The following is a 17,895-nucleotide window of genomic DNA, read 5'->3' as shown; positions in this document are numbered from 1 at the left end:
TCCTCAGTACTCGATCCGCTCACGGCGGGTGATCCTCAGCTGGAGCGCGGCCAGCAGGATGGTGAAGATGGCCAGCGCGACGGCGATCGCGCAGGCGTAACCGAACTGGCCCTTCTGGAACGCGTTGAACTGGATCACCGAGGCGAAGATCTCGCTGGCGTGGTTCGGCCCGCCCTGGCTCGGCGTCATGACGAAGACCAGCGCGTACATGTCCAGCGCGATGAAGCCCAGATAGACCCAGGCGACCGAGATGCTGTCCCGCAGCAGCGGCAGGGTCACCCGGAAGAACGTGTGGAACCGGCCCGCACCGTCGAGGATCGCGGCCTCGTAGATGTCCTTCGGGATGGACTGCATCGCGGCGGAGAACAGCACCATGTAGAAGCCGGCGCCGCTCCACACCGCGATGAACAGCAGCCACCAGAGCACCGCCGGCACACCGAGGAACGGCTCCGGGTCGGCGGTGAAGGCGATCGGGTTGTCCGCGTCGACCAGCCCGATCTTGATGAGCAGGCCGTTGATCAGGCCCTGCCCGTCGGTGCGGTAGATCTGCTGCCACATGACGGCGATGACCACCAGCGACAGCACCTGCGGGAAGAAGAAGATGACCTTGTAGAGCCCGGAGCCGAACACCCCGCGGATGCCGGCCCTGTCCTCGCGTCCGCCCACGTTGAGCAGGAACGCGAGGAACAGGGCCAGCGCGATCGTGAACAGCGGCACGGTGACCAGGAAGAACACGTTGTGCCAGAACGCCTTCCGGATCAACTCGTCGGAGAACAGCCGGACGTAGTTGTCCAGCCCGACGAAGCGCTGGGAATCGGAGTACCCGCCCCAGTCGGTCAGCGAGTAACCCGCCGCCTGGGCGAACGGCCACACCACGTAGAACAGGTACAGCGCGACGGGCAGGGCCAGGAAGCCCGTGACGAAACGCGCGACTCCGTGCCGCATTGGACTCACTTCCTCGCGGTGATCAGGCGGTGCGGGTCTGCTTCTTGATCGACGAGTCCTTGGCGACCTTGTCGGCGGCCGCCTGCATCTTGTCGACGAACTGCTGCGCGGTCAGGCGGCCGGCCATCAGCTCCTCGGAGAGGTTCTGGCTCTCCTTGTCCAGGTCGGCGTAGAAGTCCGGGAACTTCACCGAGATCAGGTCCGAGCTGCCGTTCTTCATCAGCGAGTTCGCCGACGCCAGCGCGGTGTCCTGGACGTTGTCGCCGGAGCCCTTGGTGGAGGCCAGCGACTTGGTCAGCTCGGCGAACTTCGCCGAACCGGCCTTGGAGAGGATGGCCCGCAGGAACTCCTTCGCGGCCTCCTTGTTCGGCGCCTTGCTCGGCACCACGAAGCCCTCGCCGGAGGAGGCGAAGACGTCCTTGGCGGCCTTGTCCCCGCTCTTGCTCCAGTAGTCGGAGATGGTCATCTCGAAGCCCGGCGGGATGGTCGCGGCCATCTCGTTCTTCAGCCAGGTGCCGACCTGGATGAAGGCCGCCTTGCCGTCCAGGAACGCCTGCTGCGACTGGGTGTGGTCGAGCTTGCCCGGCAGCAGCAGCTTGTCCTTGACCAGCTTCTCCCACGGCTCCAGCGCCGCGACGATGCCGTCGGCCTTCCAGGCGCCGTCCTTCAGGTTGTCGATGTCGACGACGGCCTGCTTGCCGACCGCCTTCCAGATGCTGGCGAACAGCGCCCAGCGCGGGTAGTAGCCGTGCACCGCGTCGTGCACGTACGGCGCCATGCCCTTGGCCTTGATCTTCGGCGCGAGCGCGAAGAACTCGTCCCAGGTGGTCGACGCCGTCCAGCCCTCCTTCTTGAACAGCGCGGCGTTGTACCAGTTGCCCCACACCGTGTACGCGACGTTCACGACGTAGAACTTGCCGTTCTGCGTACCGTCGGCGACCGTGCCCGGCAGCAGGCTGTCGGCCACAGTCCCCTCGCTGTCCCAGGCCGGCGCGGTGAGCAGGTCGTCCAGCGGCTCGATCGCGCCCTCGTTGATCAGCGTGCTGCGGTCCATCATGTCGGCGCCCGAGTTCATCACCAGATCGCTCGGCTGCGTCGCCATCTTGGGCTGCTCTTCGGTCTTGATCTTCTGGGTCGAAGACATGTTGACCGTGATGTTCGGGTGCTTGGCGTTGAAGATGACCTTGTCTTCCTTGGCCCACTGGTCACCCAGGCCACCGTTGAAGACGACCACCTTGACCGCGCTGCCGTCCTTGACGCCGAACGGGTTGTCCTTGCTCTTGGCCGCGCCGCCGCCGTCCGACTTGCTCGGCTCGCTGCCGGCGCACGCGCTCAGCAGACCCGCCGCCGGTACGGCCAGCAGACCGGCCGCCGCGGCGCGCCGCAGCAGGGTCCGACGGCTGACGTCGCCGAACTTCTCGGGGGAAACCGACATCTTGTCTCTCCTTGTGGGTCGGGTCAGGCGGTCCGCCGGAGACGCCCGGCGTACCGCGACTCGAGGGCGAGGTTGTGCTCGTCCCCACCGGGGACGTTGGCGGAGAGGTAGACAGGGGGTACCTCTCCGGCCTGGTGGAACCGTCGTACGACCTCGGCGGTCAGCAGCTGCGCCAGCAGCGCCGCGGTGACCGACGAGACCGCACAGACCGCGCCGCCGCCCTCGAGCGGCAGCAGTGCGTCGCCGTACGGCGCGCCGTTGTCCAGCACGACGTCGGCGAGGTCGGCGAGCCGGTGCCCGGAGGGGTGCCGAGGAGCTACCCGGGCGGTGTGCTCGACCGAGGTGACAGCGATCAACGGATGGCCGCCGCGCTTGACCAGCGTCGCCAGCTCGACCACCGAGCCGTTGATGCCGGACTGCGAGGCGACCACGAACACGTCCCCCGGCTGCGGCGCCGCCAGGGCGTAGAGCTGGTGCGCCACGGCCGGGTCGCGTTCCAGCTTCGGGTCGGCGAGCACGTCGCGGGGCGCGTCGCCGTGCAGCACGAGGTCGTGCAGGGAGAGCCGGTTGGCGGGGACCAGGCCACCGGCCCGGGCGACCAGCTCGGCGGCGAACGCCTCCGAGTGGCCGGCGCCGAACGCCTGGAGCACGCATCCTGCGCGCAGCCCGGAGGCGATCAGGTCGGCCGCGCGATCCACCGCCACGGCCTGGCTGTCCACCAGCCGGTCGAGCACCGGGCGGACCGCGTCGGCGTACCGCTGGGCACTGATCATGAGAGGGCCCCCTTCGCGGCCTTGTGCCCGTCGACGGCCTGGGCGGTACGCCGGAAGGCCGCGTGGGCGCGGTCGTGGGTGCGCTGCGCCACCGCGATGTAGAGCAGGTCGAGCACGACGAGCTGCGGGTGCCGGGCGGAGAGCGCGTCCGGCCGGAACGTGGTGGCCTGGCTCGCGGTCACCAGCACGATGTCGGCCAGCTCGGCCAGCGGCGAGCGGGGGAAGCCGGTCAGCGCGACTGTGGTGGCCCCGCGGCTGCCCGCCTCGGCCAGCAGCTCGATCGTCTCCCGGGTCTGCCCGGTGTGCGAGATGCCGAGCGCCACGTCCCCGGCGCCCAGCAGCGCGGCACTGGCGAGTCCCTCGTGCACGTCGCTCCAGGCCCACGCGGCGACGCCGATGCGGTGCAGGCTGAACTGCATCTCCTCGCCGACGAGCGCGCTGCCGCTGGCCCCGAAGATGTTCACCCGGCTGGCCCCGGCGATGGCGACCGCCGCGCGTTCCACCTCGGCCAGGTCGAGCAGCGCGGCGGTGTCGTGCATGGCCCGCGTGTCGGCGGCCATGATCTGGTCGAGCACCCGGGACAGCGGGTCGCCGGGCTGGATCTCCCGTCCGATGTCGACGGTCCAGCCGGCCGAGCGGGCCCGCCCGGTCTCGGCGGCGATGCCGAGCCGCAGGTCGGCGTAGCCCTCGAAGCCCATCGCCCGGCAGAACCGGGTGATGGTCGCCGGTGACGTGCCGCTGCGCTCGGCCAGCTCGACGATGGTGGCCCGGGCCGCCGCCTCCGGGTCGCTGAGCACGTGCTCGGCGACCCGGCGCAGCGCCCCGGTCAACTCCCCCGTACCGGCCCGGACCCTGGCCAGCACCCCGTCGGCGCCCAGCCGGTCGGCCGGACCGGCATCGACCACCGCGGTCGCCGCGGAAGTCTCCACCTCGTGCTCGACCATCGGCGGAAGCCTTTCGGAAAAGAGTGTTAACTGTTAGTGGTAAAAGTTCTTACTGAAGGGCCCTCCGTGTCAAGGGCGTGGGCGAAGTTTTCAAACTGTTACCTGGCGCACCGGCGCGATCTTGCGCCCGGCGACGCGGCCGACCAGCATGAGGACCATGTCGGACACCGTCGTGCTCGGCCTCGATGTCGGGGGCACGTCCACCCGCGCGACCGCGCTGAGCCTCGACGGCACGCGTCTGGGCGCCGGCCGGGCCGGCGGCGGCAACCCCACCAGCCACGGCGCCGAGCGGGCCGCCGCCGAGCTGCTCGCCGCCCTGCGCGCGGCGCTCACCGACATCGACCCCCATCGGGTACGCGCCGGCGTCATCGGCCTCGCGGGGGCCGGCCGCCTCCTGGCCGACCCGCGCGGCCGGGACGCGTTCGACCACGCGTGGGCCGAGGCGGGGCTGCGATGCCCGTACGCCGTGCACGGCGACGCGCTCGTCGCCTACGCCTCCGGCACCGCCGCCCCGGACGGCACGGTGCTCGTCGCCGGCACCGGCGCCATCGCCGCCCAGGTACGCGACCTGCGGCTGGACCGCACCGCCGACGGCCACGGCTGGCTGCTCGGCGACGCGGGTTCCGGGTTCTGGCTCGGCCGCGAGGCGGTCCGGCGGCTGCTGACCGACCTGGACCGCGCGGAGACCCCCGGTGAGCTGGGACGCCGGGTGCTGGCGGAGCTGACCGGCACGACCGCTGTGGACGCTCAGCCGCGGGCGACGGCCGGAGCCGTGGTGCAGGCGGTGACCCGGCGGCCGCCTGTGGAACTGGCCCGGCTCGCGCCGCTCGTGGTGTCGTCGGCACGGGACGGGGAGCCGGCAGCCGCCGCGCTGATCGCCGAGGCCGCGGCGCTGCTGGCGGAGAGCGTGTCCCGCATCCGCCCGCCGGGCGCGGCCGATCCGGTGGTGCTCGGCGGCGGGCTGCTCACCGGTGACACCCCGCTGGCCGGCGCGGTACGCGCGGAACTGGGCGAACGGTGGCCCGGCGCACCGCTGCACAGCGCCGGGGACGGTGCGGCAGCCGCGGCCTGGCTCGCCGCCCGCGGCCTGCCCGAGGTGACCGACCCGGCGGCACTGCACGCCCGCCTGGTGCCCCCGCCCACCTGACCCGCCCTGCTGGCCGCCCCGCCGCGCTGGCCCTGCCGCGCTGGCCGCCGCGCTGCGGCGGCCGCTGTTGGGTGGAACGCCATGGGTGTCAAAACGGCGGTTTGACACCCATGACGTTCCACTCGCGGCTTCCGGCAGTTCTCGGCGTGAGCCGGGGCGCTCCGGCTGATCAGTATCGGTCCTGCGAACCCGGCTGAGCCTGGTACCAGCCCTGCGGGGCGGGCTGACCCGGGTGCCCCTGCGGCGCGGCGCCGTACGGTGCGGGCTGACCCGGGGCGTGCTGGCCCTGGGCGGGCGGGAACGCCGGGCCGGGCTGACCGTGCCCCGCCCCCGGGTACATGCCGGGCTGCTGCTGCCCACCCGGGTACTGCGGCGCGCCCGCGAACTGCTGCTGCCCGCCCGGGTGCTGCTGACCACCCGGGAACGACGGTCCGCCCGGGTACTGCTGGCCGCCCGCGAACTGCGGTCCGCCCGCGAACTGCTGCGCCGCGGCCTGCTCGCGCGCTTCCTTGCGTGCCTTCACCGCGCGCACGATCAGCAGGATCGGCAGCACGAAGACGTAGAAGAAGATCCGGTAGCTGTCGCCGTCGAAGAGGAACAGCAGATAGAAGCCGTACCCGAAGAAGGCCAGGCCGATCACCACGTTGAGGATCCGGGAGCCGGTCCCCTGTTCCTTGACCGCCACACCGACGGCGATCATCGCGATGCCACCGAGCAGCAGCAACAGCGTGTAGAGGAGGAAGAACATGAGATTCCTGTCGATAGATGAGCGTGCCGGCCCACCCTAGGTCAGCTCGATCTTCCCCACTGTCCCGTTGCCTGTGGCAACCACCTCACTTGAGCTGCCCGGCGGTCAGTCCGGACTGGACCTGACGCTGGAACGCCACGTACACCACGAGCACCGGCAGCACCGCGATGGTCAGGCCGGCGAACAACTGGGCGTAGTCACCGGCGTAGCCCTGGCTCACCGCGAGCGAACTCAGCCCCTGGGCGAGCATCCGGTCCTGGCCGTCGCCGGGCAGGAGCACCTGCGGCAGCAGGAACTGGTTCCAGTGGCTGAGGAAGTTGAAGATCCCGACACTAATCAGTCCCGGTCTCGCCATCGGCAGCATCACCCGGAAGAACAGCCGGAAGTGCCCACACCCGTCGATCAGCGCGGCCTCCGCCACCGACGTCGGCAGCGTCCGGAAGAACGCGGTCAGGAAGAACACGGTGAACGGCAGCGAGTACGCGGTGTAGACCAGGATCAGGCCCGGCCAGGTGCCGAGCAGACCGACGCTGCGGACCACGAAGAACAGCGGCACCAGCGCCAGGAAGACCGGGAACATCATGCCGCCGACGAACAGGTAGTAGACGACCTGCCGGCCGCGGAACTCGTACCGCGCGAAGACGTACGCGGCGGTGGCGCCGAGCAGCATGGTCAGGCTCAGCGAGCCGGCCACCACGACCAGGCTGTTGAAGAAGAACCGGCCGATGTGGGCGCTGGTCCAGGCGCGCGACCAGTTGTCGAACCGCAGCGCCTCGGGCAGCCCCCACGGCTCGGCGATGATCTCGCCGTTGCTCTTCAGCGAGCTGAGCACCATCCAGGCCAGCGGCAGGACGGTCATCGCCGCCCAGAGCAGCAGGAAGCCGTGCGAGAAGACGTTCGCCACGCCCAGCTCGCGGCGCGGCGGCCGGTCGGCGGATCGGCCCGCGCCGGCCGGGTGGGTCGCGTCGTCCGGGCGGGTCGTGCCGGCGGTCGTGGCGCCGGTCGCCGCACCGGGGTCCACTGTGGTCACGAGTACTCGATCCGATCACGCCGGGCGGTGCGCAGCGCCAGCACCGCCACCGAGAGGGTCAGGAAGAACATCGCCACGCCGATCGCCGAGGCGTACCCGAACTTGTTCTCGCTGCCGAACGACGTGTCGTACATCCGCAGCCCGATCACGTCGGAGGAGAAGTTCGGTCCGCCGTTGGTCATGAGCTGGACCAGGATGAAGCCGTCCAGCGCGGCGATGGCGAGGTAGATCCAGGCCACCTGGATGGTGTCCCAGAGCAGCGGAATGGTGATCTTCCGCAGCATCGTGGTGCGGGACGCGCCGTCGAGCAGCACCGCCTCGTAGATGTCACGCGGGATGGCCTGCATGGCGGCGCCGAAGAGCACCACGTAGAAGCCGACGTTGCTCCACACCATCACCGCCAGCACGCACCAGAACGCGAAGCGCGGGTCGCCGAGCCAGGCCGGGGTGGCCAGCCCGACGGCGCGCAGGGCGCCGTTGAGCAGGCCACTCGTCGGACTGTAGATCTCCTTCCAGAGCAGCGCGATGATCACCACCGAGAGCACCTGGGGGAAGAAGTAGACGAGCCGGTAGACCGAGGTGCCGCGCACCCCGGTCACACCGGCCCGGCCCTTACGGCCGCCCATGGTGAGCATGCTGGCGAAGAACAGGCCCAGCCCGATCGTCACCACCGGCACCACGGCGAGCAGGATCGCGTTGTTCTTCAACGCGTTCCACACGTACCCGTCGTGCAGCAGCGTGCGGAAGTTCGCCATGCCGACCGGGTCGGCCTGCGCGGAGTAGCCCATCCAGTCGGTGGTGGAGATCTGAAAAGCCTGGAGGTACGGCGACAGCACGAAGATGCCGTACAACGCCAGTGGTGGCAGCAGGAACGTGAGGATCAGGGGGAGGCGGCCCTGTCGCATCACGCGGACCGCTTGTACTTCTTGACCGAGTTGTCCTGGGCGATCGAGTCGGCGCCCTTCTGGCACTGGTCGAGGAACTCGGCCGGGGAGATCCGGCCGCTGAAGAACTCGCCGCAGGCCGCGTCGACCAGGTTGCGCTCCAGCTTGCGGTAGTAGTTGTTGTAGACCCAGTTGAAGCCGTTGGACCCGGACGCGTCGAGCGCCTTGACCACGGTGCTGAGCCCGTACGGCAGGTCGATGCCCTCGGTGGCGCCGGCGACCACGGGCAGGCTGGCGACCTTCTTGGTGAAGTCCTGGGCGCCCTTGCGGGACAGCATGGTGCGGAAGTACTCCAGGCCGCCGGCGACGTTGCGCGCCTTCGCCGGCACCATGAACGGCTCGCCCGCGGTGCCGCGGATCGCCTCGTACGGCAGCTTGTCGCCGCTGCCCAGGCTCGGCGTCGGCGCGACCGTCATGTTGAAGCCGGCCGGCGTGACGTCCTTCTGCTCGCTCTCCAGCCAGGAGCCGCAGGAGATGAACGCGGCCTTGCCCTGGCACCACGCGGTCTGCGACTGCTTGTGGTCCAGGCCCGGGGATCCGTCGAGGATGAACTTGTCCTTGACGATCTGGTGCCAGGCGTCGGCGGCGGTCTTCATGGCGTCCGACTTCCAGGCGTTCGGCTCCAGGTTGTCGATCGCCAGCGCCACGGACGGGCCGCCGAGCTTGATCGCGGTGGAGATCAGCGGCCAGCTCATGTAGCGGGGGTGCACACCGGCGTACGTCCAGGGGGCGATGCCCGCGGCCTTGATCCGGCGGCAGAGCGCGATGTGGTCGTCCCAGGTCTTGGCGTCCTCCCAGCCACGGTCGGCGAACAGCTTGGTGGAGTGCCAGATGCCGTACACCGTGTAGGTGTAGTTGAGCACCAGGAACCGGCCGTCGTAGGAGCCGACCTCGACGGTGCCGGGCAGCAGCGTGTCCTTGACCGTCTTGCCGGGCGTGTCGAGGCTCGGCGCGGCGAGCAGCTCGCCCAGGTCGGCGAGCGCGTTCTGGGAGACCAGGCCGTTGAAGTCGATCTGGCCGGCGCCGGAGTTGTTGACCACGTCCGGCGGGCTGCCGTCGACGAAGCGGGGCTGGAGCGTCTTGCTGATCTCCGCGGTGGCCGAGTGCTTGATCTCCGCCTTCGGGTAGCGCTCCTTGTACATGGCCTCGTGGGCCTTGGCGTAGTCCTCCCCGAACCCGCCGTTGAAGATCACCACCTCCAGCGGGGCGTCCTCGGCCACGCCGAGCGGGTTCTGCTCGCTCTTGGTGCCCTTGTACGCGCCCTTGTCGCCCTCATCGCCCCCACCCGACGTGGCGCAGCCGGCGAGCAGCCCGGCGGCGGGGGTGGCCAGCAGACCGGCGGCGGCGCTGCGCCGTAGGATCTCACGCCTGTTCATCGCATCTCCTCGGTCCGGGTACGCGCGGTGAGCACCCTGTCGCTTGTCTTCACAAGACGCATTTCCAATGAAGAATTTCTACGACAGTGCGACGGGGACCACAAGACCTCTCGACCGATCCGTTATCCGTACCGGTCGGGCCCGGCTGGCCTAGCCTGAGCCCATGCGCCGCCTGCGGCAGCTCGCGCAACGCACGCCGCCGGGGCGGGAGCGCTACATCGACCTGCTCCGGGCGCTGGCCATCACCATGGTCGTGCTCGGCCACTGGGGTGTCACAGCCATCGGGTACGACAACGGCCGCCCCGCCGGCCACTCCGCGCTGGCCGACCTGCGCTGGGCCTGGCCGCTGACCTGGGTGGCCCAGGTGATGCCGGTGTTCTTCCTGGTCGGCGGCTACGCCAACGCCGCCTCGCTGGCCGCCCGCCGGCGCCGGGGCGGGTCGGCAGCCGGGTGGCTGGTGGACCGCAGCGCCCGGCTGATCCGCCCCACCACCGTGTTGCTGCTGGTCCTGTCAGCGGGCGCGGGGATCGCCACGCTGCGCGGCGCCGACGCGGGGCAGGTGCGCACAGTGGTCTGGTTCGCCACCATCCCGCTGTGGTTCCTGGTCGCCTACGTCGCGGTGGTGGCGCTGACCCCGCCGATGTACGCGCTGCACCGCCGGTTCGGGCTCGCCGTGCCGACGGCGCTCGTGGTGCTGGTCGCGCTCGGCGACCTCGGCCGGCTCCTCGGCCCGGCCGCGCTCGCCGACGGCAACTACCTGTTCGGCTGGCTGGCCGTCCATCAGGTCGGTTTCGCCTGGTACGACGCCGCCCGGGCGGACGCCCGCCGCACCGGCGACGCGGCCGGCGCCGACGCGGCCGATGCTGGTGAAGCCGGACCTCGGGGCCTGTTCCGCCGCGGGCTGCCGCTGTCCGGCCGGGCCGGCGCGGTCCTGCTGGGCGGTGGCCTGGTCGCGCTGGTGCTGCTCACGGTGGCCGGGCCGTACCCGGTGGCGATGCTCCACGTGCCGGGTGAGCGACTGGACAACGCGGCACCGCCGAGCCTGGCGCTGATGGCCGCGGCCGCCGCCCAGCTCGGCCTCATCCTGCTGCTGCGACGCCCGGCCGGGCGCTGGCTGCGCCGGTCCGGCCCCTGGCAGGCGGTGCTCGCGGTCAACGCCGTGGTGCTCACGCTGTTCCTCTGGCACCTGACCGCCGCGGTGCTGCTCGTCGGCCTGCTGGACGCGCTCGGCGTGCTGCCTGCTCCCCCGGTCGGTTCGGCGGCCTGGTGGGCGTGGCGCGTACCGTGGCTGCTCGCGCTGGCCGCGGTGCTGGCCGTGTTGGTCGCCGTCTTCGGTCCGGTCGAGGCCCGCACCCGCCGCCCGGCCGCGACCGGGCCGGCCGGGGCGGGTGGCCGGCGGCTGCGCGCCGGTCTGGCCGTCGCCGGGTACGCGGGCGTGCTGGTCGGCCTGCTGCTGAACAGCCTCGCGCCCAAGACGGCGCCGGAGCCGCTGGGCCTGCCCGCCCCGGCGCTGGTGGCGTACCTGGCCGGGGCGGGTCTGCTGCGGCTGCTCAGGTCCGGACGGGCGGGACCGCGCCGGCCGGGTTGACGCTCACGCCTCGATCGAGGCGCGGATCGCGTCGACCATGATCGCCAGACCCTCCCGGGCCTCGTCCTCGGTGAGCGTCAGCGGCGGGCCCATCCGGATCACGTTGCCGTACAGGCCGCCCTTGCCCACGAGCAGGCCGCTGGCCCGGCACGCCTCGAAGACGCGGGTGGTCAGCTCCGCGTCCGGCTCGACGGTGCCCGGGTGGACGAACTCGACGGCGAGCATCAGGCCCTTGCCGCGTACCTCGGCGACCTGGTCCAGTCCGGCGACGGCCGCGCGCAGGCCGTCGCCCAGGATCGCGCCGACCCGGGCGGCGTTGCCCTGCAGGTCGTGGTCGAGCAGGTAGTCGAGCACCGCGTTGCCGGCGGCGGTGGAGACCGGGTTGCCGCCGAACGTGGAGAAGCTGATCGCCGGCACCGACTCCAGCACCTCGGCCCGGCCGACCACCCCGGCGAGCGCGAACCCGTTGCCGATGCCCTTGGCGAAGGTGAGCAGGTCCGGCGTCACGCCGTGCGCCTGGTAGCCCCAGAAGTGCTCGCCGGTACGCCCCCACCCGGTCTGCACCTCGTCGCTGATCAGCAGGATGCCGTGCTCGTCGAGCACCTTCTTCCAGGCGGCGAAGAGCCCGTCCGGTCCGTGCACGAAGCCACCGACACCCTGCACCGGCTCGGCGATCAGGCAGGCCACGTCGCCCGCGGTCTGGGTGGCGAGCACCTCGCGCAGGTCCTCGACCGCCGCGTCGACCCGGTCGGCGGCGTCGAGCCGGGCCAGCAGCCCGCGCAGCCGTTCACCGGAGTGCAGCCAGGCCACCTGCAACGGGTTGAGGGCGCTGGCCGACCAGCCGCGGTTGCCGGTGACGCCCATCGTCGCGTACGACCGGCCGTGGTAGCTGTTGCGCACCGCGAGGATCTGGTGCGAGCGCCGGTGGTTCGTGGCGACCAGCAGCGCGGCCTCGTTCGCCTCGGTGCCGGAGTTGGTGAAGAACACGCGGGCGTCCGGGATGCCGGAGAGCCGGGCGATCTTCTCGGCCAGCTCGACCTGCTGCCGGATCAGGTAGAGCGTCGAGGTGTGCACGAGCCCGGTCCGCAGCTGTCGCTCGACCGCCTCCCGGATCTCCGGGATGTCGTGGCCGACCATCGTGGTCAGCACCCCGCCGAAGAAGTCCAGATAGGTCCGGCCGGCCGCATCGGTGACCCGGCGGCCGGAACCGGCGACGAGTTCCAGCGGTTCGGCGTAGTAGAGCGGCATCCAGGAGGGGAGCACGGCCCGGTGCCGGGCCAGCAGGTCGTCGGAGGTCATCGGCGCACCCTTCAGCGGAGGTGGATCCCCGCACGCTCCCACCGCGACCGGGGCAGAAACAACTGTCCCGGGCGGTAGCATCCGCCGGGTGCGGACGGATCAGGTGACGCTGCCGGGCGGCGCGGCGGGCACGACGCGGGCGCAACTCCTGGCCGGGATCCGGTCCTGGGTGGAGTCGGCGCCGGTGCGGCGTCTCGTGGCGCACTTCGGCGGTGACTGGCCCGGCGGCGACCTGGCGGCGGTGCTGGCCGGGCTGGACGCGTTCTCCGCCCGCCGCTGGGACTTCCGGCAGGGACGGGAACGCCCGGACGCCCGGGAGCCGGCGTTCGACCCGGCCACCGCCGGACTGGTGCTGAGCGCCGCCGCCGCGCTGGGCCTGGTCCGCGCCGTCGCGCCGGCCCGATCCGGGTACGCGCACCTGCTGGTGCTCGGCGGGCTGGCGCACGCCTGCCTGCGGCGTACCGCGTACGCGGCGAGGCTGGCCCGGACGGCGGCCGAGGTGACCGGCGAGGTGGCCGTGCTCGGCAGCTACCGGCCGCTGTCAGCGGCCGAGTCCTGCACGCTCGACGCCGCCGGCCTGTCCGGCTGCGACACCGAGGTGGACGTCCTCGACGCCGGGGTGCGGCTGGCGTTCGGGGTGGACGAGCCGGACGACGAGCGCGGCGAGCCGGCCGATCATCCGCATCGGGCCTGGTCCTCGCGCACCTACCGGCCAGCCGGGCTGCCCCCGGTACGGGTGCTCGCCGCGCCGTCGAGCGAACCGGACCGCCGTCGCGCGCACACCGCCGACACGCAGCGGTTCTGGGCCGAGCATGTGCGGCTGCGCGCGGACGACCCGGTGCTGATGGTGACCGCCCCGATCTACGTGCCGTTCCAGCACTGCGACGCGCTGCGGACGCTCGCCGTGCCGTACGGGTGCGGCATCGAGACGGTCGGGGTGGACCCGGCCGCGCGTGCCGCGGTGGCCGTACCGGAGCCGACCCTGACTCCGGGCCGCTACCTCCAGGAGATCCGGTCGGCGCTGCGGTCGATGCGCGCGCTGCACGCGACGCTGACGGCCGGCTGAACCGGCGTGCGGGCCGGCGCCCGGCGAATCGCCGCGCACCGGCCCGAGAGCCGGGTGTCAGTTGACGTAGACCGCCGGGCTGCCGGTCTTGCTGGTGTCCTTCACCGGCGAGTACGACGCGGTGAAGTACGCGGTGCCGAAGCACAGCGACGGGCCGGAGAACTTGGTCAGGGGCTGGTTGGTGAAGCTGATCGAGTTGGTGGCGTTGGACGCCGTGCCGGTCAGCGAGTTCGTGCTGGTGCGGTAGACGCAGGTGATCGTGCCGAGCAGCGAGTTGAGCACGACTGTGCTCTGGATCGGCGCCGCCGTCGTCCCGGAGATCTTGACCACGCCGGCGCTGGTCACCGAGGTGGTGTACGGCAGGTTGTTGACCGTGACGCTCTGCACGCCGGTGGTGCCGAAGACGTTCGTCGTGCAGCTGGTGAACGACTGCGCGGTGAGGCTCTCGGTCGCGGTTCCGGGTGCGGTCGGGTTGGTCAGCACCTTGGCGCTGAAGCTGGACGCGGCGCACTTGATGCCGGTGGTGCCGCTGGTCGAGGAGTAGAACGTGGCGTTGGTGCCGCTGCGCAGGCTGGCCTGGATGACGTCGCCCACCGACACGGCGGTGCCGGCGACGGTCGGGTAGGTCAGCACGGCGCTGGCGAGCGAGGTGGAGGGTGCGGCGGTGGCGGGGGCGGCGCCGACCAGACCGGTCAGCAGCGCCAGGGCGGCGAGGCCCGCGCCGATGCGTCCGTACCTGGGCATGGTTGTTCCTTCCGGCGGTGGGACAGGAAACGGTGCCGGCGGCGTCCGGCATGGACGGAGCCGGTGGGTGCGGCGGCCGGGATCGGGCCGCCGCAGGTGGTGGTGCGCCGCTGCGGCCTCAGCGGGCCGGGCGGCGTGGCGCAGTGCGGCGACGCCGCGTCACCTGGATCTCTCCGGCCTTGGGGGGACGGGTGCGCGCGGCGATAATGGCAGCCATCCGGCCCTCCTTCGACGCGTTCGGGTGACCGACGAGAAGAGATCACCAGCGGTGACGAGGCGTAAACTGAGCGTGTCGAAAGTTATAAACCTCGGAGGGTCGTAAAGTCAACGCATCAAGAAAGGTCGATGAGTGACAGTCCCGAGCCCGCCGTCGCCGGCGCCCGTGCCCCTGCCGGGTGCCCGCCACGGCCGCGACCCGGACCGCGCCATCAAGCGCGGCCCGCGACGCGTGCCGGCCGAGGAGGTGGCGGCGACCCAGCGCGACCGCCTCTTCGACGGGCTGGTCCGGGAGGTCGCCACCCGGGGGTACGACAACGCCCGGGTCAGCGACATCTGCCACGCCGCCGGGGTCACCCGGCCCGCGTTCTACGCGCTGTTCAGCGGCAAGCAGGACGCGTTCCTGGCCGCGTACCGGCACGGCATCGCGGTGGTGTCGCACCTGATGGAGGACGCCTACCGCGACGCCGGCCCGGACTGGCCGGAGGCCGCCCGGGCGGCGCTGCGCACGCTGCTCGACGTGCTGGCGAGCGTGCCCGCCTTCGCCCGGATGGCGCTGGTCGAGGTGGACGCGGCCGGCCCCGACGCACGCCGGGAGCGCGACGCGCTGCTGAGCAGCTTCCGCCGGTTCTTCGCCGACGCCGGGCCGGATCCGGTCGGCGTGGACCGGGACGCACTGTTGTCCATTGTGGTCGGCGGCATCCACGCCACCATCCGTGAGCGGGTGGCGCAGGGGCGGGCCGAGGAGCTGCCGTTACTGCTGCCGGCGCTCACGTACGCGGCCACCGCGCCGTTCCTCGGCCCGCGGGAGGCGGGCCGTGTCGCCCGGGCGGCCCGGGCGGGCGATGGCCCGGCCGCGACCGCGCCCTGCGCGCCCGGCCAGCCCTGAGCGGTGGAAAACCGCAGCGGTTTTTCACTTTGGCCGCTTTTGGCAAATGCCGCCCAACGATCTGCTACAGGCAGTTGACCGCCCCTTTACTCAGCGGTAACTTCGGCCTGCGCCCCTCGGCGCGCACATCCTGCGAAGCCAATTCACATCGTCGCAGATGAATTGATCTCGAAAGGGGCCGGCATGTCGGAGCAGATCGAGCAGATCGAGACCGATCAACCGAGAAGCGGCGTACGCTGGCGCCGGTTCGCTGTCACGTTCGGCGCCGTGGCGGCCGGCGCGGCCGGCATGGTGGTGCTGACCGCGCAGGGTGTGCTCGGCGCGCAGTTCGCCATCTCGGGCATGCCGTTCACTGTCACCGCCGACAAACTGGAGGGCACCGGGTTCGAGCAGTTCGCCACGCTCGACCAGATGATCCCGGACAGCCCCAACCAGGGCGACACCGGCGGGCAGGTGCTCGTGATCGTCTCGGCGATCGACAAGGCCGAGCTGACCAATCTCTGCCAGAGCATCAACCTGGGCGGGACCAACCTGCGGATCACCGCCGGCAATTCCGGCAAGCCGGTGACCGCCCGCACGCTCGTGGTCGACGGCGACGAGATCGCCGGTAACGCCTCCTTCAAGAACATCGACGTCGGGCAGGACGCCAGCACCGTCGACAAGGTCCCCGGGGTCAAGGGCAACCCGGGCGTGTTCGCCCAGCAGGCCGACACCGTGACCATCACCAACCTGCGGCAGAACAACTACGCCACCACCGCCGCCGTCTTCACGCTGCCCAACCTGCGCATGGGCTTCAGCTCCGAAGGGTGCTGACGTGACCGCAGGACAGCACTCGGCGCCCGCCGCCGGCGTCCGTACACGCTGGCGGCGCTGGCGCCGGGCGCGGCCGTTCACCGCCGGGCTGCTCATCGCGCTCGGCGGCGCGGAGATGCTCGTGACGCTGCGCGCGCCGCTCGGGGTGCTGCTGCACGTCGGGCCGCAAGGGCTGGCCGCGTACCTGGTCCCCCCGGTCCTGGTGATCTGCGGCGTGCTGCTGATCACCACGCCGCAGCAACGTGTCTTCTACGCGGTGCTCTCCCTCGTGCTCGGGCTGGTCTCCTGGCTCACCTCGAACCTGGGCGGGTTCCTGATCGGCATGCTGCTGGCGCTCGTCGGCGGCGCGCTCGCGTTCGCGTGGACGCCGGTCAAGCGGCGGGCGACCGACGTCGGCCCGGCGGCCGCGCCCACCGAGGTCGCGCCGGCACCGCGCGAGCCGGTCGACAACTCGGCGCCCACCGAGTCCCTCGACGCGATCCTGTCGGCCGAGCCGGGGCCGCCGCGGCACACGCGGGCGGAGCGCGGCTGACTCAGCGGGCGGTGTCGGCGACCGCCTGCGCGAACACCTCGGAGCGGTGCTCGAAGTTGCGGAACCGGCCGTAGCTCGGCGCCGCCGGGGACAACAGCACCACCCCGCCGGCCGGGGTGAGCTTGCGGGACAGCCCGACGGCGGCGACCAGGTCGTCGGCCAGTTCGGTACGCACCGACGGCAGCCCGGACAGCGCCTCCACGATGCGGGGGCCGCTGTCCGGCACGCCGATCACTGTGATCTCCCGGCCGGCCAGGTGCGCGCGCAGCGGGCTGTAGTCCAGCCCTCGGTCGGCCCCGCCGACGATCACGGTCAGCGGCCGTCCCTCGTACGCGTCGATCGCGTGCATGGCCGCGTACGGGCTGGTGGCGAGCGTGTCGTCGACGAACGTGAGCCCGGACGGGTCGGCGATCTCGGTGAGCCGGTGCGCCAGGCCCTGGAACTCGGCGACCGCCACGGCGAGGCTGTCCTTGCGCGCCACCACGTCCACGCCGAGCGCGTCCAGCACCGCCAGCGCGACGCAGAGGTTGCCCTCGTTGTGCCGCCCGACCAGCGGCAGCACGGCGCGCGGGAACAGCGGCGTGTCCCGCAGGTGGAACCACTGCGTGCCGTCCGGCCCCGTGGCGACGTGCGTGGTGTCCGGCGAGCCCGCGCGTACCACCGCACGGTCGCCCAGCTCCGCCGCCAGCCGCGGGTCGGCGCCGTTGACCACGACGGCGTGCGGGCCGTGCGCGATGAGGTTCAGCTTGTCCCGGTAGTACTCCCGCTCACCGCCGTGCGCGTCCAGGTGCTCCGGGAACAGCGCGGTCACCACCGCCACCCGCGGCGAGTCGGTCAGGTCGGAGCACTGGTAGCTGGACAGCTCCAGCACGTACAGCTCCGCCTCGGGCAGGTCCAGCAGCGGCACCCCGATGTTGCCGCCGAACACGTTCGGCCGGTCCATCGCGGTGAGCAGGTGACTGATCAGGCTGGACGTGGTGCTCTTGCCCTTGCTGCCGGTCACCCCGACGGTCCGGTCCGCGTGGTCGGCCATCCACAGCGCGCTGCCCTGCGTGACGGGCACTGACCGGCGGCGCAGCTCCACCATCCACGGGTGGGTGTTCGGCACACCCGGCGAGCGGACCACCACGTCGGCGGCTGCGAGGCGCTCGAATCCCTCCTCGCCGGTGACGAGCGGCGCGGCGGCGGCCAGCGGACCGTCCCAGGGCAGGGTGAGGAAGTTGGCGCTGTCGTCGACGACGACCAGGCCGGCCGGCCCGTGCGCGGCGATCGCGGTCACCGCGGCCCGGCCCTCGCGGCCGGCGCCCCAGACGGCGACATGACGTCCGCGCAGATCAGACAGGCGCACGGGCTCTCCTCGGACTCGGTCGACGGCGGGCAGGGTCCGGCCCAGCCGGACACGGACG

At 71.8% G+C, this 17,895-nt stretch carries 17 protein-coding genes; 6 read left to right on the top strand and 11 right to left on the bottom strand.

Annotated features, from left to right (window positions below; all coding sequences use genetic code 11):
- Positions 1-3 precede the first annotated feature (3 nt).
- From FB455_RS02365 to FB455_RS02350, 4 genes are read right to left on the bottom strand one after another with little or no spacing between them, the layout of a single operon-like run.
- The gene (locus tag FB455_RS02365) at positions 4-945 is read right to left on the bottom strand and encodes a carbohydrate ABC transporter permease (protein ID WP_013287337.1); all 942 of its coding nucleotides are present in this window, start codon (positions 943-945) and stop codon (positions 4-6) included.
- A 22-nt stretch (positions 946-967) separates the two neighbouring features.
- Complete coding sequence (gene ngcE / locus FB455_RS02360) at positions 968-2,380, bottom strand: N-acetylglucosamine/diacetylchitobiose ABC transporter substrate-binding protein (protein WP_145752020.1); 1,413 nt, start codon at positions 2,378-2,380, stop codon at positions 968-970.
- A gap of 23 nt (positions 2,381-2,403) precedes the next feature.
- Positions 2,404-3,153 (bottom strand): SIS domain-containing protein, encoded by a 750-nt coding sequence (locus tag FB455_RS02355; RefSeq protein WP_013287339.1) that lies wholly within the window; start codon positions 3,151-3,153, stop codon positions 2,404-2,406.
- Positions 3,150-4,097, bottom strand: coding sequence for a MurR/RpiR family transcriptional regulator (locus tag FB455_RS02350; RefSeq protein WP_013287340.1), 948 nt, complete (start codon positions 4,095-4,097; stop codon positions 3,150-3,152). Before FB455_RS02350 ends, FB455_RS02355 begins: the two co-directional genes overlap by 4 nt.
- A 157-nt stretch (positions 4,098-4,254) precedes the next feature.
- Here FB455_RS02350 and FB455_RS02345 point away from each other — a divergent pair, with 157 nt between their 5' ends.
- The gene (locus FB455_RS02345; protein ID WP_145752018.1) at positions 4,255-5,244 is read left to right on the top strand and encodes a BadF/BadG/BcrA/BcrD ATPase family protein; all 990 of its coding nucleotides are present in this window, start codon (positions 4,255-4,257) and stop codon (positions 5,242-5,244) included.
- A gap of 169 nt (positions 5,245-5,413) precedes the next feature.
- On the opposite strand, the gene FB455_RS02340 is transcribed toward FB455_RS02345, so the two are convergent.
- From FB455_RS02340 to ngcE (FB455_RS02325), 4 genes are all read right to left on the bottom strand, one after another.
- The gene (locus FB455_RS02340; protein ID WP_486481490.1) at positions 5,414-5,992 is read right to left on the bottom strand and encodes a polyadenylate binding domain-containing protein; all 579 of its coding nucleotides are present in this window, start codon (positions 5,990-5,992) and stop codon (positions 5,414-5,416) included.
- A gap of 85 nt (positions 5,993-6,077) precedes the next feature.
- On the bottom strand, positions 6,078-7,022 hold the full coding sequence (locus FB455_RS02335; RefSeq protein ID WP_013287343.1) for a carbohydrate ABC transporter permease: 945 nt from the start codon (positions 7,020-7,022) through the stop codon (positions 6,078-6,080).
- Positions 7,019-7,927 carry a carbohydrate ABC transporter permease gene (locus FB455_RS02330; protein WP_013287344.1) on the bottom strand — a complete coding sequence of 303 codons (909 nt, stop codon included), beginning with the start codon at positions 7,925-7,927 and terminating at the stop codon, positions 7,019-7,021. The genes FB455_RS02335 and FB455_RS02330 overlap by 4 nt, the downstream gene beginning before the upstream one ends.
- Entirely contained in the window at positions 7,927-9,342 is a 1,416-nt protein-coding gene (ngcE, locus tag FB455_RS02325) for an N-acetylglucosamine/diacetylchitobiose ABC transporter substrate-binding protein (RefSeq protein ID WP_013287345.1), read from the bottom strand. The genes FB455_RS02330 and ngcE (FB455_RS02325) overlap by 1 nt, the downstream gene beginning before the upstream one ends.
- A 163-nt stretch (positions 9,343-9,505) precedes the next feature.
- Here ngcE (FB455_RS02325) and FB455_RS02320 point away from each other — a divergent pair, with 163 nt between their 5' ends.
- Positions 9,506-10,930, top strand: a complete 1,425-nt coding sequence (locus FB455_RS02320) for an acyltransferase family protein (RefSeq protein ID WP_013287346.1) — start codon at positions 9,506-9,508, stop codon at positions 10,928-10,930.
- A 3-nt stretch (positions 10,931-10,933) separates the two neighbouring features.
- On the opposite strand, the gene FB455_RS02315 is transcribed toward FB455_RS02320, so the two are convergent.
- On the bottom strand, positions 10,934-12,229 hold the full coding sequence (locus FB455_RS02315; RefSeq protein ID WP_145752016.1) for an aspartate aminotransferase family protein: 1,296 nt from the start codon (positions 12,227-12,229) through the stop codon (positions 10,934-10,936).
- A gap of 103 nt (positions 12,230-12,332) precedes the next feature.
- On the opposite strand from FB455_RS02315, the gene FB455_RS02310 reads away from it, so the two are divergent.
- Entirely contained in the window at positions 12,333-13,295 is a 963-nt protein-coding gene (locus FB455_RS02310) for a hypothetical protein (protein WP_145752145.1), read from the top strand.
- Positions 13,296-13,352: 57 nt separating this feature from the next.
- Here FB455_RS02310 and FB455_RS02305 read toward each other — a convergent pair whose 3' ends face one another.
- Positions 13,353-14,039: a hypothetical protein gene (locus FB455_RS02305; RefSeq protein ID WP_030272723.1), complete on the bottom strand. Its 687-nt coding sequence runs from the start codon at positions 14,037-14,039 to the stop codon at positions 13,353-13,355.
- A gap of 349 nt (positions 14,040-14,388) precedes the next feature.
- Here FB455_RS02305 and FB455_RS02300 point away from each other — a divergent pair, with 349 nt between their 5' ends.
- The 3 genes from FB455_RS02300 (at position 14,389) to FB455_RS02290 (ending at position 16,489) form a co-directional block, all read left to right on the top strand.
- Positions 14,389-15,144, top strand: a complete 756-nt coding sequence (locus tag FB455_RS02300; protein WP_145752013.1) for a TetR/AcrR family transcriptional regulator — start codon at positions 14,389-14,391, stop codon at positions 15,142-15,144.
- 183 nt (positions 15,145-15,327) lie between these two features.
- On the top strand, positions 15,328-15,957 hold the full coding sequence (locus FB455_RS02295) for a DUF6230 family protein (RefSeq protein WP_013287351.1): 630 nt from the start codon (positions 15,328-15,330) through the stop codon (positions 15,955-15,957).
- A gap of 1 nt (position 15,958) precedes the next feature.
- Positions 15,959-16,489 carry a DUF6114 domain-containing protein gene (locus FB455_RS02290; RefSeq protein WP_145752011.1) on the top strand — a complete coding sequence of 177 codons (531 nt, stop codon included), beginning with the start codon at positions 15,959-15,961 and terminating at the stop codon, positions 16,487-16,489.
- A gap of 1 nt (position 16,490) precedes the next feature.
- Here the strand turns inward: FB455_RS02290 and murD are convergent, their stop codons facing one another.
- Positions 16,491-17,837, bottom strand: coding sequence for a UDP-N-acetylmuramoyl-L-alanine--D-glutamate ligase (gene murD / locus FB455_RS02285; RefSeq protein ID WP_145752009.1), 1,347 nt, complete (start codon positions 17,835-17,837; stop codon positions 16,491-16,493).
- Between the last annotated feature and the right edge of the window lie 58 nt (positions 17,838-17,895).

Source organism: Micromonospora sp. CNZ296 (assembly GCF_007827635.1).
Note: the sequence above shows the minus strand (reverse complement) of the source record. Positions and strands in the feature narration are given on the sequence as shown.